Below are 16,267 nucleotides of genomic sequence, written 5' to 3'. Positions count from 1 at the left end.
CGCTTGGGTGCGGGGGAGTTTTCAGAAAATGTAGAGGGCCATGGATGGCCCGAAACAAGCGCACAAGGATGTGCTCGTAGCGGTTTTCTGAAAACTCCCCCGCACCCAAGCACGAACTGGCACGAAATCAAGAGACCAGCACAATGCTAAAAAAGTTACTGATAGCCAACCGGGGCGAAATCGCAGTACGCGTTATTCGCACCGCCAAAGCCCTCGGATACCGCACCGTCGCCGTATACTCCGAGGCTGACGCCAACGCCATGCACACCGAACTGGCAGACGAAGCCGTTTGCATAGGGCCGGCCCAAGTATCCGCGTCTTACCTGAACGCCGACGCCATACTCGATGCCGCCCGCAAAACAGGCGCCGACTGCATCCACCCGGGTTACGGTTTTCTCTCCGAGAACTCAGGCTTTTCAGAAGCCTGCAAAGAAGCTGGCATCATATTCGTAGGCCCCCCGGCGGCCGCCATCGAACTCATGGGCAGCAAGCGACGCTCTAAAATCGCCATGCAAAAAGCCGGCGTGCCGGTTGTTCCAGGATATGAAGGCGACAACGCCAGCGACGACGAACTCATTGCTGCCGCAGCCGACATCGGCTACCCGCTGATGATTAAAGCCTCTGCCGGCGGCGGTGGCCGAGGCATGCGCCTGGTGCACAGCGAATCCGAACTGGCCGACAACATCAAACGGGCACGTTCCGAATCCAAGCAAGCCTTCGGCGATGACGAACTCATACTCGAAAGAGCAGTAATCGAACCCCGCCACGTAGAAATTCAGGTGTTCGCCGACCAGCACGGCAATGCCGTATACCTCGGCGAGCGGGACTGCTCCGTACAGCGTCGCCACCAGAAAGTCGTTGAAGAAGCACCCTCCCCCTTCGTGACCCCGGAACTCCGGGCCGCCATGGGCGAAGCTGCCGTTAAAGCGGCGCTGGCCTGTAATTACGAAGGCGCAGGCACCGTCGAATTCCTCGTCGATAAAGACCGTAACTTCTACTTCCTGGAAATGAACACCCGCCTGCAGGTAGAGCACCCGGTTACAGAACTGATCACCGGGCAGGATCTGGTCGCCTGGCAGCTTACCGTTGCCGAAGGCCTGCCCTTGCCGCTGGCTCAGAATGACATCAAATTGAACGGCCACGCCATCGAAGTCAGGCTGTACGCGGAAGACCCATCCAACGGTTTCACGCCGCAGACCGGCCCCCTGCATGTTTTTCAGCCTGCAGAAGGCGAAGGCCTGCGGTATGACACAGGCGTGCGCTCCGGCGATGAAGTTACGCCGCACTACGACCCCATGCTGGCAAAAGTCATCGCCTGGGGTGAAAACCGCGACGAAGCACGCCGCCGCCTGATTCGCGCCCTGGAAGATACAACCGTATTTGGCGTCACCACCAACCGGTATTTCCTCGGCCGCATCATTGCTGACAGCACCTTTGGTGCTGGTGAAGCAACTACGGCATTCCTGCAGCGGGCATTCAGTAACGATCCCTCACTGCAGCCAGTGAAGCTGAACATCCGCCAGCTTGCCATTGCAGCTTGCGTATTGGCGCACGATGTATCCGGAGCCAAAGCCTGGAGCAACGCACCCGCCACTAACACACCAATGAAGTTGGCCGTCGGTGACGAAGCGCTAGAACTGCTGGTGCAGAGTAGCGGTAACAACCTGTCCTGCCGCCTGGGCGACCAAAGACATGAGCTAGTCGTTACCAGCATGAAAAATGGCATCTTATGCATTATCGACAACGGCATTCGTCAGCGTTGCCAATATCACCGCGACGGGGATTCCCTATATTTGCAGGCGTTCGGAGAGTCGTGGTCGGTCACTGATCTCACTCACCAGCCTGCGGCAGGTGCGAATGGTGCCGGTAGTGGGCGCATTCAGGCCTCAATGGACGGTGCCATTATCGACGTCCTGGTAGAGCCTGGCCAAGCCGTTAGTCAGGGCGACACCCTGGTTATATTGGAAGCCATGAAGATGGAACACCCGGTCAAAGCCGATTGTGACGGTGTCGTTGCTCAGGTGCTGACCACCAAAGGTGATCAGGTTAAGCGTAATCAATTGTTGGTGGAAGTGACCACCGGCGAAGCATCCGAACAGGAGAACAAACAGTGAACACATTGAAAAACCAAACCGTATTTATTACCGGCGCCAGCCGGGGCATCGGCCGTGCCATCGCCCTTGCCTGTGCACGCCAGGGCGCGAACGTTGTTATTGCTGCAAAGTCAGACACACCTCATCCCAAGCTACCAGGCACCATCCACACCGTAGCCGAAGAAGTTCGTGAAGCCGGTGGCCAGGCACTGCCGTTGGTACTCGACGTACGCGATGAAGATCAGATCAAGCAGCGTATAGATGAAGCTGCTGAACACTTTGGCGGCATTGACGCCCTGATCAACAACGCCGGCGCCATTCGCCTGACTGGTGTAGAAAACCTGAAGGTAAGCCGCTTCGATCTCTTGCACCAAGTGAATGCCCGTGCTGTGCTTGCATGCAGTCAGGCCGCTCTACCCTGGCTAAAAAAATCCAGGCGTGCCCACATTCTTAGCATGTCACCGCCGCTGAACCTTGACCCAAAGTGGTTTGCTCAGTTTGGGCCATACACCTCTACAAAATATGCCATGACCATGATCAGCATCGGTATGGCTCAGGAATTCAAACGCTACGGTATAGCCGTTAACACGCTTTGGCCGAAAACGCTTATCTCGACCGCAGCCATTGAGCATGAAGCGGGCGGAGCGCAAATGATGGCCCAAGGCCGGACTCCCGAGATCATGGCAGATGCTGCGGTTAGCATCCTGAATCACTCTATTGAAGAGATGACAGGGCAAAACCTGATCGACGAAGACGTGCTGCGCCAGGACGGCGTAACCGATTTTGAAGGCTACCGTTATGAGGCCAACGACAAGCCGTTGTTGCCAGACCTCTACCTGGACTAGCCCAAACTTATAATAACACCTGACGGAAAGACCATGAGCCAAGATAAAATTACTGGGATGGATCTAATGCGCAGCCTGCCGGGAGTCTTCAAACGACTCCCGGCAATTGCCAAAGGCTATTACTACTACTCAGTGAAGGATGCGAGCAAACCTCTCGCCCTCGGAACTCTCGTTGAAAAAAATGCCGAAAAGCATCGCGATAGGCCGGCAGTGTTGTTTGAGGACCGCAGCATCACCTGGGGCGAGTTCAACGCCTGGTCCAACCGCATCGCGGCTTACTTTCTGGCTCAGGGGTTGAGCAAGGGCGATTCAATTGCAGTTTTCCTGGAGAATCGCCCGGAAATTCTGGCAGTAGTCACAGGCGCAGCCAAGATTGGCGTTGCCTGTGCCATGCTGAACTCCTCCCAAAGAGGAAAGGTGCTGGAACACAGCATCAATCTGATCAAACCGAAAATGATTGTGGTTGGTGAAGAGTTGGTGCCTGCATTTGATGACATCAAAGCAGGCGTTCAGTTTGATCACCCCACGCCCCATCTGTTCCTTGCTGACACCAATACCCTCAATGCCTTCGGTGATGCGCCCACTGGCTACGCCAACATGGCACAGCAGGTGAGCACCTTTAACAGCAACAACCCGGAGCTGAGCGACCCACCCAGAACCGGAGATACAGCCATTTACCTGTTTACCTCCGGTACAACCGGCCTGCCCAAGGCCGCACCCGGATCGCACACCAAGTTCGTGAAAGCGTACGGCGGCTTTGGAATGATGGCGCTTTCAATGACGCCGGACGACGTCTTCTACTGCACCCTACCCTTGTACCATGGTACTGGTCTGGTGGTGTGCTGGAGTGCCGCCCTGGCAGGCGGCTCCGCCTTCGCCCTGCGCCGCAAGTTTTCAGCCAGCGCCTTCTGGGACGACGTGCGCCGCTATGATGCTACAGCCTTCGGCTACATTGGCGAACTCTGCCGCTACTTGCTGAATCACCCGCCAAGTGATCAGGATCGCAACCACCGCCTGACCAAAATGCTGGGCAATGGTTTACGGCCTTCCATATGGAATGAGTTCAAAGACCGTTTTGGCATTGAAACCGTGTCGGAACTCTACGCCTCCAGTGAAGGCAACATCGGCTTCAGTAACTTCTTCAATCTGGATAACACCGTCGGCCTGTCTACTGCGCCGTACAAACTGGTGAAATTCCACGATGGCACCCGCGACCCGATTCGCAACGAGAAGGGAACACTGGAAGAAGCCGAAAAAGGCCAACCAGGCCTGCTTATCGGTGAGAATACAAAGAAATGGACGTTTGAAGGCTACACCCAGAAAGAAGCCACCGAAAAATCCCTTATTCGGGATGCATTCAAAAAAGGCGATTCCTGGTTCAACACGGGTGATGTTCTGAAGTCGATTGGTTGTGGGCATCTACAATTTGTGGATCGAATGGGAGACACCTTCCGCTGGAAAGGCGAGAACGTTTCGACCAACGAGGTGGAAAACATCATCGATGGCTCTGGCATGGTGGAAGAAGCCATTGTCTATGGTGTGGAAATCCCGAAAACCAACGGCAAGGCCGGCATGGTGACTCTGGTTCCGGACAAGTCCAGCTTCGATATCAACAAGTTGCTGGACTATATGCGAGCAAACCTGCCTGCTTATGCGGTTCCGGTATTCGTGCGGGTGACTGATGCTATCGAGAAAACGGGCACCTTCAAGTACCGCAAAGTGGATATTCAAAAGGCCGGCTATGCGCTGAACCGTTCAGATGAAGCGATTTATGCGTGGCTTCCTAAAACTGAGCGCTACACGCTGCTGACTCCCGAACTGGTAGCGGATATTGATGGTGGGCAGTTTAGTTTCTGACCGTTTTGTGGCCTGCTGGTTACGGCCCTAGCCTTTTAGATCGGGGTTAGCCATGCAGGACGGGTCTTCCCAAAATCCGCTACGAGCACATCCGTGTGCACTTGTTTCGGGCCGTCCTTGGCCCTCTACATTTTTGGGAAGACCCGTCCTGCATGGCTTTCAGAGTTTGGTGCAATAGTCCTTAGCGCCCAGGCAACTCAAGAGCCAACCTTAAGCACTACCTTCCCGGTAGCCCGCCGCTCAGACAGAGCACCCAATGCCTTGGCATAATCCTCAAACTCGAAGACTTCACTGATCTTTGGATCGATTTTGCCTTCAGCATAGAGCTTCATCAACTCCATCATGTTCTGGGCACTCGCCTCCGGCTCGCGCTGGGTAAAGCTGCCCCAGAACACCCCAACAACCGAACAACCCTTCAACAGCGTCAGATTCGCAGGGATTTTGGGAATATCGCCGGCAGCGAAGCCGATGATCAGGTGGCGACCGTTCCAGGCCATGGCTCTCAGAGCCTGCTCGGTGAAATCACCACCAACCGGATCGTAGATCACATCCACGCCCTTGCTGCTGGTCAGACGCTTTACAGCGTCTTTCAGAGACTCTTCGGTGTAGTTGATCAACTCATCCGCACCCGCCGCCTTAGCCACTTCCAGCTTCTCCGCTGAACTGGCAGCCGCAATCACACGTGCACCCATCGCCTTACCCAATTCCACAGTGGCCAGGCCTACGCCTCCGCTGGCACCCAGAACCAGAAGGGTTTCGCCTGGCTGGATGTTTGCGCGCTGTTTGAGAGCGTAATAAGACGTGCCATACACCATGGTGAAGCCAGCGGCTTTCTCGTCGCTCATACCTTCCGGGATTGGCAACAAGTTATGCTCAGGCACAATAACTTCTTCAGCAAAAGCACCATAGCCCGTGAGGCCAGCAACCCTGTCACCAACCTTGAAGCGGGTTACCTTATCTCCCACCGCAATCACTTCACCCGACAACTCTCCGCCCGGGGAAAACGGCATGGTGGGCTTGAGCTGGTATTTGCCCTCGATAATAAGCGTGTCAGGAAAATTGAGCCCCGCCGCTTGCACTCGAACCTTAACACCACGGCCTTTGGCTTCCGGGCTGGGAACATCTTCAATAACCAAGGTATCCGCTGGGCCATATTCTTTACAGAGAATTGCTTTCATGGGGGACTCCTTTTGATGAAACCTGTTTTTATTGAATGACGCCAAGCTAAACAGACTCTCGCCATGAAGCAAATAAAGAACCTTTATCCATCACAATAAACACAGCTTATACCCTGTATACCAAAGACGCTGGCCTGAAGATGAATCACTTATGGTTTTCCGCTATCCTTCGCGTTCCTGACTCGAACTATTTTAAAACCACCCGGCCTCCTCTCAGGGCTCATCATGCCAGATATAATCTACCTGCTTGAAATGATTGGAATTATCGCCTTTGCCATCTCAGGCATGGTCGTTGCCAGGTCCAAAAATATGGATCCAGTCGGGGTGTTTACCATCGGATTTATCACCGCCCTGGGCGGCGGCACCCTGCGCGATCTCATCATGGACAACCATCCGGTTTACTGGATCAAGCACGAAGAGCAGCCCATCCTGATTCTTGCCATGGCAATTGTATTCAGCTACTGGAAGCGTTCAGAACGTATTCGCGAGTCCTGGATCGTGTTTCCAGACGCCATCGGGCTTGGCACTTTCTCGATACTGGGAGCGCAGCTGGCTCTCGATCTGGGGCACTCATGGTTTATCGCTTCATTGCTCGGGGTAATGACTGGCACCTTTGGGGGTGCACTGCGCGACACTCTCTGTAATGAGGTGCCCTTTATTTTCCGTAAAGATCAAATCTACGCGTCTATTTCGTTTGCCGGCTGCTGGCTTTATTTCCTGTGCCAGTGGGCTCTTGCAAGCGAAACGCTGTCACTGACCATTGGCTTGCTGTTTATCGTTATTGTCCGGATGGCGGCAGTGCGTTTCGATATCCGCTTGCAGCGAGATCCTGTACAAAGTTGATAGCCAGAGCCTGTAATCACGGGCCCTCTAATCATCACTTGGCGTGGCAACCCTCAACCGGTAAGATTACCGTTTTTTCACGCATGTTTTTTCGATTATCGACTGTTTTTCGCTCTTAACAGACTCCCACACCCTACTCACTGGCATCCTGAGAGGCAGACACCCGTCATGCTCGAACGACTGTTCCAACTTCAGGCCCACGGCACCAACGTTCGTAAAGAACTGGTAGCGGGCATCACCACCTTCCTGACCATGGCGTACATTATCGTGGTCAACCCGGACATGCTGTCCACCACCGGAATGGATTATGGTGCGGTATTTGTAGCAACCTGTCTCGCAGCTGCTATCGGCACCCTGATCATGGGCCTGTGGGCAAACTACCCGATTGCCCTGGCTCCGGGCATGGGGCTGAACGCCTTTTTCGCCTTCACTGTTGTAGGCAGTCTCGGGTATAGCTGGGAAGTCGCACTGGGTGCGGTGTTCCTCTCCGGCCTGATCTTCTTCCTGTTGAGTATTTTCAAAATCCGCGAATGGATCATCAACAGCATTCCCCTGTCCTTGCGCTTCGGGATTTCAGCCGGTATCGGTTTCTTCCTGGCACTGATCGCTCTCAAGAATGCTGGCATCGTGGTAGACCACCCCGCCACTCTGGTTGGTTTGGGCGAACTGAAGTCTGCCGAGAGCCTTCTGTTTTTTGGCGGTTTTGTCCTGATCTGTGCACTTTCATTCCGCCGCATAACCGGTTCGGTGATGATTGGCATTATTGCGGTCACTGCCATTGCGATGATGCTCGGTATGGTGGAATACAATGGCTTTGTCTCCGCCCCACCAAGCCTTGCACCCACGTTCATGAAAATGGACATCGCAGGCGCGTTGAACGTTGGCATGATCAGCATTGTGTTCGCTTTCCTGTTTGTTGATCTGTTCGATACGTCGGGCACGCTGATCGGTGCAGCACAGCGCGGCGGCCTGTTGGATAAAAATGGCAAGCTACCGCGCCTGGGCCGGGCTCTTATGTCTGACTCTGTTGCGACCATGTCTGGCGCCGCCCTCGGCACCTCAACCACCACCAGTTACATTGAGTCCACTGCAGGTATTTCTGCGGGTGGGCGCACCGGCCTGACTGCTGTGGTTGTGGCGCTGCTGTTTCTGGCGTGTCTGCTGCTGGCACCCATCGCGAGCATTATTCCGGCCTATGCCACAGCACCCGCACTGCTTTACGTTGCTGTGCTGATGACCGGCGGCCTCAAGCTGATAGACTGGGACGACATCACTGATGCAGCGCCAGCTGTGGTTACCGCTCTGGTAATGCCGCTGACATTCTCAATCGCTAACGGCATTGCGCTAGGCTTTATTACTTACGCAGTGATCAAGGCTCTGAGTGGACGCTGGTCTGACCTGAATGTGAGCGTTATTGTGATCTCTGTTGTTTTCATCCTGAAATTCATGTTTCTGGACGCAGGTTAAACTGCGCCCAGTATGAGAGCCTGACTTTTTATGGATTACTTTGCCCAAAGCATCAAGCAAGCCATCCGCACAGTGCCAAACTGGCCAAAGCCCGGTGTCGATTTCCGGGATATAACCACGGTTCTGCAGGATAAAACCGCTTTCCGGAAGCTGATTGATGCATTCGTACACCGCTACCACGGCCACGACATTGATGCTGTGGCTGCGGTGGATGCCCGCGGATTCATCATTGGTTCGGCGTTAGCGTATGAGCTCAACGCCTCACTGGTACTGGTGCGCAAGAAAGGCAAGCTGCCGTTCGACACTCTGGTGGAGGACTACGAGCTGGAATATGGAACCGCATCAGTAGAGCTACACCAGGATGCGTTCAAACCCGGCGACAAAGTGATACTGGTGGACGATCTGATCGCCACCGGTGGCACCATGCTCGCCGCCAGCAGGTTGATTCGCCGTATTGGTGCTGAAATTATCGAAGTGGCTGCCATGATCGACTTACCCGATCTTGGCGGATCTGCCAAGCTGCAGGAAGAGGGCCTCAAGGTCTATACTGTATGCTCGTTTGAGGGCGAATAGAGACTTAGCCCCTATTTTTGCAAGAGCACCGGGAGGTCGTCATGGATTCTTATCAGCACCACTGGAAAGACGGCACTCCGGTGCACCTGCCACTGGGCAAGATCGTATGCGTTGGGCGGAACTACGCGGAGCACGCGAAAGAACTCAATAACCCGGTGCCTTCTGAACCCCTGTTGTTCATCAAACCCGCCACCTCGGCAGCCCATGTCACACGCCCTCTTGAATTCCCGGCCAGTCATGGCGAGGTGCACTTCGAAACTGAATTGGCGGTGCTGATCGGCAAACCCTTGACCAATGCATCTGCCAGCGAAGCCCAGGCGGCCATTCTCGGTTATGGTCTGGCACTGGATTTGACCCTTCGGGATCTGCAAAACCAGCTTAAAGAAAAAGGACACCCTTGGGAACGAGCCAAAGCTTTTGATGGCGCCTGCCCTCTGTCTCCTTTTGTAGCGGCAGACCTCTTCCGCAACGACCACATCACCTTTAGTCTGGATATTGACGAGCAGCGCCAGCAAAGCGGTGACTCCCGGGACATGCTGTTCCCGATCATTCCGCTGATTGCCCATATAAGCCGTCACTTCACGCTACTGCCCGGCGACGTAGTGCTGACGGGAACACCCAAGGGCGTTGGTCCTTTGCGCTCAGGGCAAACACTGGCGCTACAACTGGAAGATCAGTTGTCCGTTTCCACCAAAGTGGTTAACGTTGGCTGACACAATCTTTCTTTATAAAGAGTACGTATAGTCAGGCATGGCAAAAAAACCGGTTACCTCACGCAGTGGTCGTTTCTTCAAACTTGCTGGCATGACTGCCTCGGTGGCGGGTCAGTATGCCGGCCAGAAAGCACGCAGTCTGTTCAGCGGCGAAAACGACGAAGGTGCCCGCAGTGAAAGCTACACCCGCATGGCCAACCGCATTACCGACACGCTCGGTGAAATGAAAGGTGCCGCCATGAAGGTGGGGCAAATTGCCTCCCAGACCCAGGATTTCCTGCCCCGTGAGTTCTCTGATGCGCTTCAGAAACTGCAGAAAGAAGCGCCCCCCATGCCGTTTGAGATTATCCTTGAACAGATAGAGACCGAACTGGGCAAGCCGGTTGGCGAGTTGTTTGAGTACCTTCAGGAAAAGCCCTACGCTGCAGCGTCCATCGGCCAGGTGCATCGAGCCCGCCTGCATGACGGCACGGATGTGATCGTGAAGGTACAGTACCCGGGCGTGGATGAATCCTGCGATTCAGACCTGAAACAACTTCGGCTGGCGCTGAAGCTTGGTGGTCTGCTGAAAATGCCGAAAGAGTCGGTCGATCAGTTGTTCAAAGAGATTCGCGAGCGTCTGCGGGAAGAGCTGGATTATGAGAATGAGGCCCGCAATATTGCGCTGTTCCGCGAGTTTCACAAAAGCGATCCGTGGGTGGTTATTCCTTCCGTAATTCCCAGTCACTCAACCCGCCATGTACTTACTCTGATTCTGGAGGAAGGCGATCATGTGAGTGAGGTGACCCCGGAGCGCTATGATCAGGCTACGATCAATCTGATCGGCCATCGTATGTTTAAGACCATGGCGGATCAGTTATTCCGCTTTCAGTGCATTCATGGCGATCCACACGCAGGGAATTTTGCCTATCGGCCGGATGGCAGCGTTGTGATGTACGATTTTGGCTGTGTTAAGAAGCTGAAGCCGGAGATTGTTGAAGCTTACCGTAATGCGGTTACGGCGGCGCTGGCTGAGGACTATAAGGCGCTGGATTCTTATCTGATTGATTTGGGTGCGCGGGTTGGGAGCCAGCCGGCTATTGATGAAGCCTACTACGCGATGTGGCGAGATATTCTTGTGGTGCCGTTTGATTCCGAGCAGCCTTATGATTTTGGTGAGTCGAGTATTCACAAGAGTGTGGCGGCGAAGACGAGTACGGTGTTCAAGTATCTGGATTCGTTCAAGCCACCGGTTGAGAGTATTTTTATTGATCGGATGATTGCGGGGCATTATTGGATGCTGAAGCGCCTGGGGGTTCAGGCGGCTTTTGGTGAGGAGCTTCGTAAGTATCTTGCCGAATCATCAACTATCTAGATAGAAAGTTCGCTGCCCATTCTGCAACGCCCTCTCCTGCACCTTTTCTGATAACCCTTGCACGGGAAACTCCTGCGGTTTCGCCGGGATCTACCACCGTAATCGGCACGTCTCGTTCCACTTCGTGAATCAGTCCTGCAGCCGGGTATACCTGTAGTGATGTACCGACGATCAGCAGGTCGTCTGCGGTGCGAACTATGTCAGCCGCTGCTTGTAGCATGGGGACGTCTTCGCCGAACCAGACGATGTGCGGGCGTAGTTGCTCCCCATATTCACAGGTCTCGCCAAGTTCTATGTCACGGTAGCCTATGTCGTAAACCAGGTCAGGATTAACCGAGCTGCGGGCTTTGGTGAGTTCGCCATGGAGGTGAATTACGTTGCTGGAGCCACCGCGTTCGTGCAGGTCATCTACGTTTTGGGTGACGATGGTTACCCGGTGACGCTGTTCCAGCTCACCCAGCAATTTGTGGGCGCGGTTTGGCTGAACCTTGGCGAGTTGGCGGCGGCGTTCGTTGTAGAAGCGCAGTACCAATTCCTTGTTTCGGGCGAAGGCTTCGGGGGTGGCAACATCGTATACGCTGTGCTGCTCCCATAGCCCGCCGTTATCGCGGAAGGTGGAGAGACCACTTTCGGCGCTGATGCCAGCGCCGGTGAGTACTACGATATGCCGTTGCATTAGTCGAATATCTTGCCGGGGTTAATGATGCTGTTAGGGTCGAACACCTGCTTGATCCCTCTCAGGTACGCAATCTCCGCCTCGCTGCGGGTGTATTGCAGGTAGGGCTTTTTGGTCATGCCTACGCCGTGTTCGGCGGAGACGCTGCCCTGGTATTTTTCGACGATTTCAAATACCCACTTGTTCACCTGCTGGCATTTTTCAAAAAAGTCTTCTTTTGCCATGTCTTCAGGCTTCAGGATGTTGAGGTGCAGGTTGCCATCGCCAATATGGCCGAACCAGATGATTTCAAAGTCCGGATACTGCTCCGCCACTAATGCGTCAATTTCCTGCAGGAATTCCGGCACTTTTGAAACCACTACCGAAATGTCGTTCTTGTATGGGGTGCGTGGTGCTATGGATTCAGAAATGCGCTCACGTAGCTGCCATAGGTTCTGAGCCTGGGTTTCGCTCTGGCTGATGACGCCGTCCAGTACCCAGCCGTTTTCCATGCACTGCTCAAACAGGCTCATGGCGTCGTCCATTACCTGATCCGAAGTGGCTTCAAATTCCAGCAATGCATAATAAGGTGCTTCGGTTTCAAACGGCGCCTGCACTTGGCCGTGGGCCAAAACGTGCCCCATGGCTTCGTGGGAGAAAAACTCGTAAGCCGTCAGATCCAGCCCACCCTGGAAAGCTTTGAGCACGTCCATGGTGTTACCCAGGTCGTTAAGCCCAAGCACCAGCACAGTGAGGTTGTCAGGTTGGCGCGTGAGCTTCATGGTGGCTTCGGTGATAAAGCCCAACGTGCCTTCGGCTCCGATGAACAAATGGCGCAGGTCGTAGCCTGTGTTGTTCTTCTCCAGATCCTTGTTCAGTTCGAGGATATCACCCTTGCCTGTGACCACTTTCAGCCCAGCAACCCAGTCGCGACTCATGCCATAGCGGATAACCTTTATGCCGCCTGCGTTGGTAGAGATGTTACCGCCAAGCTGGCTGGAGCCCGCTGATGCAAAATCCACCGGGTAGCAAAGATTGTTCTCTTCAGCAAAATTCTGCAGTTGCTCCGTTACAACACCCGCCTGGCAACGAACCAGTCGGTCGCTGGCACTGAAGTCCAGGATCTGATTCATGTTATCGAAGGCAACAACCACTTCCCCATTGGCAGCTACCGCACCAGCACTCAAGCCAGTCCGCCCACCAGACGGAACCAGCGCAATGCGGTTTTCGTTGGCAAACTTCACCAACGCTTGAACCTGTTCTGTGGTTTTCGGGAGAGCAATAGCTATGGGATTCGGCGCGTATATACGCGTCCAATCCTTGCCGTAACTCTCCAGATCAGCCGGGTCAGTCAAAATCTTACCGGGTGCGTCACCGGTGGCTAACAGCTCTTTCAGGGAGGCAATGATCTGTTCAGAGTTCATGAATGCTTCAGTCTCGTCAGGGTTGGGCCGGTCATGCAGAATAAATAGTTTTCAGTTCAGTTGATCCAGACGAACCGGCGCGCTGTGAAAAGTTGCTTTTATGGTATCATACCGCTCCTGTTCTGTGAGCCAGCCCCGACGATCACTGGCTGCAGGTGATTTCATGCCACGAAAGGTTCGGAAGCAAAGCCCATGTCAACGACGTCTCTCGAAAAGAGCAAAATCCGAATTCTGCTGCTGGAAGGCGTGCACCAGTCCGCACTGGATACCCTGAATGCTGCAGGTTACACCAACATTGAGTACCTCAGTCACTCTCTGGCCGAGGAAGACCTGATTGAGAAGATTGCCGATGCGCACTTTGTAGGCCTTCGCTCGCGCACCCAGTTGACTGCCAAGGTTTTTGAAGCAGCCAAGAAACTGGTTGCTGTGGGTTGTTTCTGTATTGGTACCAACCAGGTAGACCTGCAAGCGGCTACCCGTCGTGGCATTGCGGTTTTCAACGCACCTTTTTCCAACACTCGCAGTGTTGCTGAACTGGTTCTGGCGCAGGCTATTCTCCTGCTCCGCGGCGTACCCGAAAAGAGCGCCAAGGCGCATCGCGGTGAGTGGCAGAAGTCAGCAAAGGACAGCTACGAAATTCGCGGCAAAAAGCTGGGCATCATCGGTTACGGCAACATAGGTACCCAGTTCAGCGTTCTGGCTGAAGGCTTGGGTATGGATGTTTACTTCTATGATGTGGTTTCCAAGCTGCCTATTGGTAACGCCACTCAAGTAGGCAGTTTGCAAGAACTGCTCAACATTTCCGATGTTGTAAGCCTGCACGTTCCTGAAACGCCGGCCACCAAGTATATGTTCAAGGCCGAGCAACTGGCGCAAATGAAGCCTGGCTCTATCCTGATGAACGCCTCAAGGGGTACGGTTGTTGATATTGATGCGCTTGCCGACTCCCTGAGAAGCGGCAAGTTGCTGGGTGCAGCAGTTGACGTTTTCCCGGTTGAGCCCAAATCGAACGACGAGGAATTTGTTTCCCCGCTGCGCGAGTTCGACAACGTAATTCTTACTCCGCACGTAGGTGGCTCCACCATCGAGGCTCAGGAAAACATTGGTCGTGAAGTGGCTGAGAAGCTGGCAATGTACAGCGATAACGGCACCTCAGTGTCGTCTGTTAACTTCCCGGAAGTTGCGCTGCCGTCACACCCGAACCAGCATCGTTTGCTGCACATTCACGAGAACGTGCCAGGCGTTATGTCTGAAATCAACCAGGTATTCTCCGACAACGACATTAACGTTTGCGGGCAGTATCTGCAGACCAAAGAAGACATAGGTTACGTGGTTATTGACGTAGACAAGGCCTACGGAGAACTAGCCCTGGAGAAACTGCTCCAGGTCAAAGGCACCATTCGTGCCCGCGTGCTGTTCTAACAGGCACCAGCATAAAAAAACCGGAGCAAGTGCTCCGGTTTTTTTATGCCCGGATAAACCGGAACTCTTGCCACTAGCTGATTACTGCCGCGGAACCAGAGTCAGCTCTACACGACGGTTTTGCTCTCGACCAGCTGCCGTGTCATTGGATGCAATAGGGTAACGCTCACCATAGCCCACTGCGCGGGTACGATTGGGCTGAATACCCTGATTCAGCAAGAAATCCCGTACAGAACCGGCGCGGCGCTCACTGAGCAGCTGGTTGTAGCTATCTGCGCCAGTGCTGTCCGTGTGACCCTCTATCTGAATAGTGGTTTTATCGAACTCTTTTAAAACCAGAGCCACAGATTCAAGAGTGTCGGTAAAGCCAGGGCGGATAGACGTCTGATTCAGCTCAAAGGTAATGTTACCGGGCATCACCAATTCAATCTGATCGCCGTTGCGAACAACCCGAACGCCGGTGCCTTTCAGCTTGTGCCTCAGCTCTGCTTCCTGTCGATCCATATAATAGCCAATACCACCACCAACCGCGGCTCCGCCTGCTGCACCAATCAACGCACCCTTGCCGCGGTCGCTTTTGCTTGAGGTTGCAGCGCCTATTGCAGCTCCGCCGATGGCCCCAACAATGCTACCTTTGGTGGCATTCGAGGTTTTTTCTTCATCGGTGTAAGGGTCATATGTCATGCAGCCGGCAAGGCCCATGGTGGTCACTGCTAGTGCAAGCATCGTTTTTTTCATACATATCTCCTGTCGCGATTTTTTTACAGACGCTTCTCAGCGAGAATTTTTCATACTCCAGAGCCCTTTCCTTATGGCCTCAGAAGCTATCAGGAGCGCCTGCTGCTGAATGCTCAAACGTATCAATAATTGTATTGAACACGGTTGCCTGAAGATCTTTGGCTTCGTTCACCAAATGATGACGCCCGTCGGCTATTCTCACTTCCTCAACCGCTGCAAACTTGTTGCGGATGATTCTCAGATTGTGTTGCCAGTCTACGGTCTGATCTTTTTCGCCCTGAACAACCGTAACCGGAAAGTTCACCGGGCGAGCCGATTCAATGTGCGGTATCCATGTTCGTAGCGCGCTCACCCAATCAACGTGAACGGCCCTTGCCTGCAGCGGGTCATGCTCACGCAGGAAGCGTAAAAAGCGGGTATTACCGCTATTCGCTGCAAATACACGCTGCCACCGGGTCATAAATGGCTTAACCAGCGTGTGCAGCACTTTGGCTCCAAGCCATCCGGCAGGACGCACCAGGGGCGCCAGCAAAACCACCTTTCGGAACTCCGATGTCTCTGTGGAGTGGTGGTTAGACAGAAGATAGTCAATCAATATGGCCCCTCCCGTACTCTGCCCGACCGCAAACCAGGGCCCGCGGATTTTATCCCTGACATGGGCCAGAACTTCTGACAAAACCCCCTGATATTCCAGAAAACTGCCGATAGCTGCAGGTGTGCCACTGGAAAGCCCATGCCCCGGCTGATCATAGGTCAGCACATCAAATCCGGCCCCAAGGCAGCGATCAATCAACTGGCTATATAAACCAACGTGATCAAAATAGCCGTGCAGAATGAATACTGTACCCCGTTTTGCCTGAGACTCCGGCAGCCGGAAATAGTGCACCATAACTTCATGCTCGCCGGCCGTCACATAGCCTTGATGGTAGGCAACTTCGGGGTGCTCTACCCAGAGATCAAGGCCATAAAAGCGGCAGTAGGCCACCATCTCGTCACTGAGTTCTTCCCGCCCACCCGGATCAAAAGGCTCCAGCCTCTTTAAAAGAGAGCTGCGATCCCAGTCTGGTATTTCTATGGTATCTGTTTTCCAGTACACGTAGAGTTA

14 protein-coding genes are annotated in these 16,267 nt (G+C 54.0%); 9 read left to right on the top strand and 5 right to left on the bottom strand.

The genetic code is table 11. The features are described from left to right. Positions 1-143 precede the first annotated feature (143 nt). The 3 genes from RKA07_RS04170 to RKA07_RS04160 are packed head-to-tail and all read left to right on the top strand — an operon-like array spanning position 144 to position 4,795. Positions 144-2,114 carry an acetyl/propionyl/methylcrotonyl-CoA carboxylase subunit alpha gene (locus RKA07_RS04170; protein ID WP_310965661.1) on the top strand — a complete coding sequence of 657 codons (1,971 nt, stop codon included), beginning with the start codon at positions 144-146 and terminating at the stop codon, positions 2,112-2,114. Beyond that, a complete protein-coding gene (locus RKA07_RS04165; RefSeq protein ID WP_310965660.1) occupies positions 2,111-2,938 on the top strand; it encodes an SDR family oxidoreductase in 828 nt (275 codons plus the stop codon). Before RKA07_RS04170 ends, RKA07_RS04165 begins: the two co-directional genes overlap by 4 nt. A 33-nt stretch (positions 2,939-2,971) precedes the next feature. Continuing rightward, entirely contained in the window at positions 2,972-4,795 is a 1,824-nt protein-coding gene (locus RKA07_RS04160) for a long-chain-acyl-CoA synthetase (protein ID WP_310965659.1), read from the top strand. Positions 4,796-4,992: 197 nt separating this feature from the next. On the opposite strand, the gene RKA07_RS04155 is transcribed toward RKA07_RS04160, so the two are convergent. Continuing rightward, positions 4,993-5,973 carry an NADPH:quinone oxidoreductase family protein gene (locus tag RKA07_RS04155; protein ID WP_200369048.1) on the bottom strand — a complete coding sequence of 327 codons (981 nt, stop codon included), beginning with the start codon at positions 5,971-5,973 and terminating at the stop codon, positions 4,993-4,995. 225 nt (positions 5,974-6,198) lie between these two features. Here RKA07_RS04155 and RKA07_RS04150 point away from each other — a divergent pair, with 225 nt between their 5' ends. The 5 genes from RKA07_RS04150 to RKA07_RS04130 all read left to right on the top strand — a co-directional run bounded on the left by RKA07_RS04150 (position 6,199) and on the right by RKA07_RS04130 (position 10,923). Next, a complete protein-coding gene (locus RKA07_RS04150) occupies positions 6,199-6,816 on the top strand; it encodes a trimeric intracellular cation channel family protein (protein WP_200202608.1) in 618 nt (205 codons plus the stop codon). A gap of 168 nt (positions 6,817-6,984) precedes the next feature. Continuing rightward, on the top strand, positions 6,985-8,283 hold the full coding sequence (locus tag RKA07_RS04145) for an NCS2 family permease (RefSeq protein ID WP_310965658.1): 1,299 nt from the start codon (positions 6,985-6,987) through the stop codon (positions 8,281-8,283). A 30-nt stretch (positions 8,284-8,313) separates the two neighbouring features. After that, positions 8,314-8,856 carry an adenine phosphoribosyltransferase gene (locus RKA07_RS04140; protein ID WP_200202610.1) on the top strand — a complete coding sequence of 181 codons (543 nt, stop codon included), beginning with the start codon at positions 8,314-8,316 and terminating at the stop codon, positions 8,854-8,856. A gap of 41 nt (positions 8,857-8,897) precedes the next feature. Then, positions 8,898-9,569 (top strand): fumarylacetoacetate hydrolase family protein, encoded by a 672-nt coding sequence (locus RKA07_RS04135; protein WP_310965657.1) that lies wholly within the window; start codon positions 8,898-8,900, stop codon positions 9,567-9,569. Positions 9,570-9,606: 37 nt separating this feature from the next. Further along, on the top strand, positions 9,607-10,923 hold the full coding sequence (locus tag RKA07_RS04130; protein ID WP_200202612.1) for an ABC1 kinase family protein: 1,317 nt from the start codon (positions 9,607-9,609) through the stop codon (positions 10,921-10,923). On the opposite strand, the gene RKA07_RS04125 is transcribed toward RKA07_RS04130, so the two are convergent. Together RKA07_RS04125 and RKA07_RS04120 are read right to left on the bottom strand one after the other, a co-directional pair. Further along, positions 10,916-11,599 carry an SIR2 family NAD-dependent protein deacylase gene (locus tag RKA07_RS04125; RefSeq protein WP_200202613.1) on the bottom strand — a complete coding sequence of 228 codons (684 nt, stop codon included), beginning with the start codon at positions 11,597-11,599 and terminating at the stop codon, positions 10,916-10,918. The two genes, RKA07_RS04130 and RKA07_RS04125, sit on opposite strands and share 8 nt — an antisense overlap. Then, complete coding sequence (locus RKA07_RS04120) at positions 11,599-13,002, bottom strand: FAD-binding oxidoreductase (protein WP_310965656.1); 1,404 nt, start codon at positions 13,000-13,002, stop codon at positions 11,599-11,601. The genes RKA07_RS04125 and RKA07_RS04120 overlap by 1 nt, the downstream gene beginning before the upstream one ends. Positions 13,003-13,194: 192 nt before the next feature. On the opposite strand from RKA07_RS04120, the gene serA reads away from it, so the two are divergent. Then, the gene (gene serA / locus RKA07_RS04115; RefSeq protein WP_200369043.1) at positions 13,195-14,424 is read left to right on the top strand and encodes a phosphoglycerate dehydrogenase; all 1,230 of its coding nucleotides are present in this window, start codon (positions 13,195-13,197) and stop codon (positions 14,422-14,424) included. An 81-nt stretch (positions 14,425-14,505) separates the two neighbouring features. On the opposite strand, the gene RKA07_RS04110 is transcribed toward serA, so the two are convergent. Next, the gene (locus RKA07_RS04110) at positions 14,506-15,162 is read right to left on the bottom strand and encodes a YiaD family glycine zipper/OmpA-like lipoprotein (RefSeq protein ID WP_310965655.1); all 657 of its coding nucleotides are present in this window, start codon (positions 15,160-15,162) and stop codon (positions 14,506-14,508) included. A 79-nt stretch (positions 15,163-15,241) separates the two neighbouring features. Beyond that, on the bottom strand, positions 15,242-16,258 hold the full coding sequence (locus RKA07_RS04105) for an alpha/beta hydrolase (protein WP_200369041.1): 1,017 nt from the start codon (positions 16,256-16,258) through the stop codon (positions 15,242-15,244). Positions 16,259-16,267 lie beyond the last annotated feature (9 nt).

Origin of the sequence: Marinobacter xiaoshiensis (assembly GCF_031631795.1) — a bacterium.
Taxonomy (GTDB): Bacteria; Pseudomonadota; Gammaproteobacteria; order Pseudomonadales; family Oleiphilaceae; genus Marinobacter; species Marinobacter xiaoshiensis.
The sequence above is the reverse complement of the archived record's forward strand: the minus strand, read 5'-3'. Positions and strand labels throughout refer to the sequence as shown.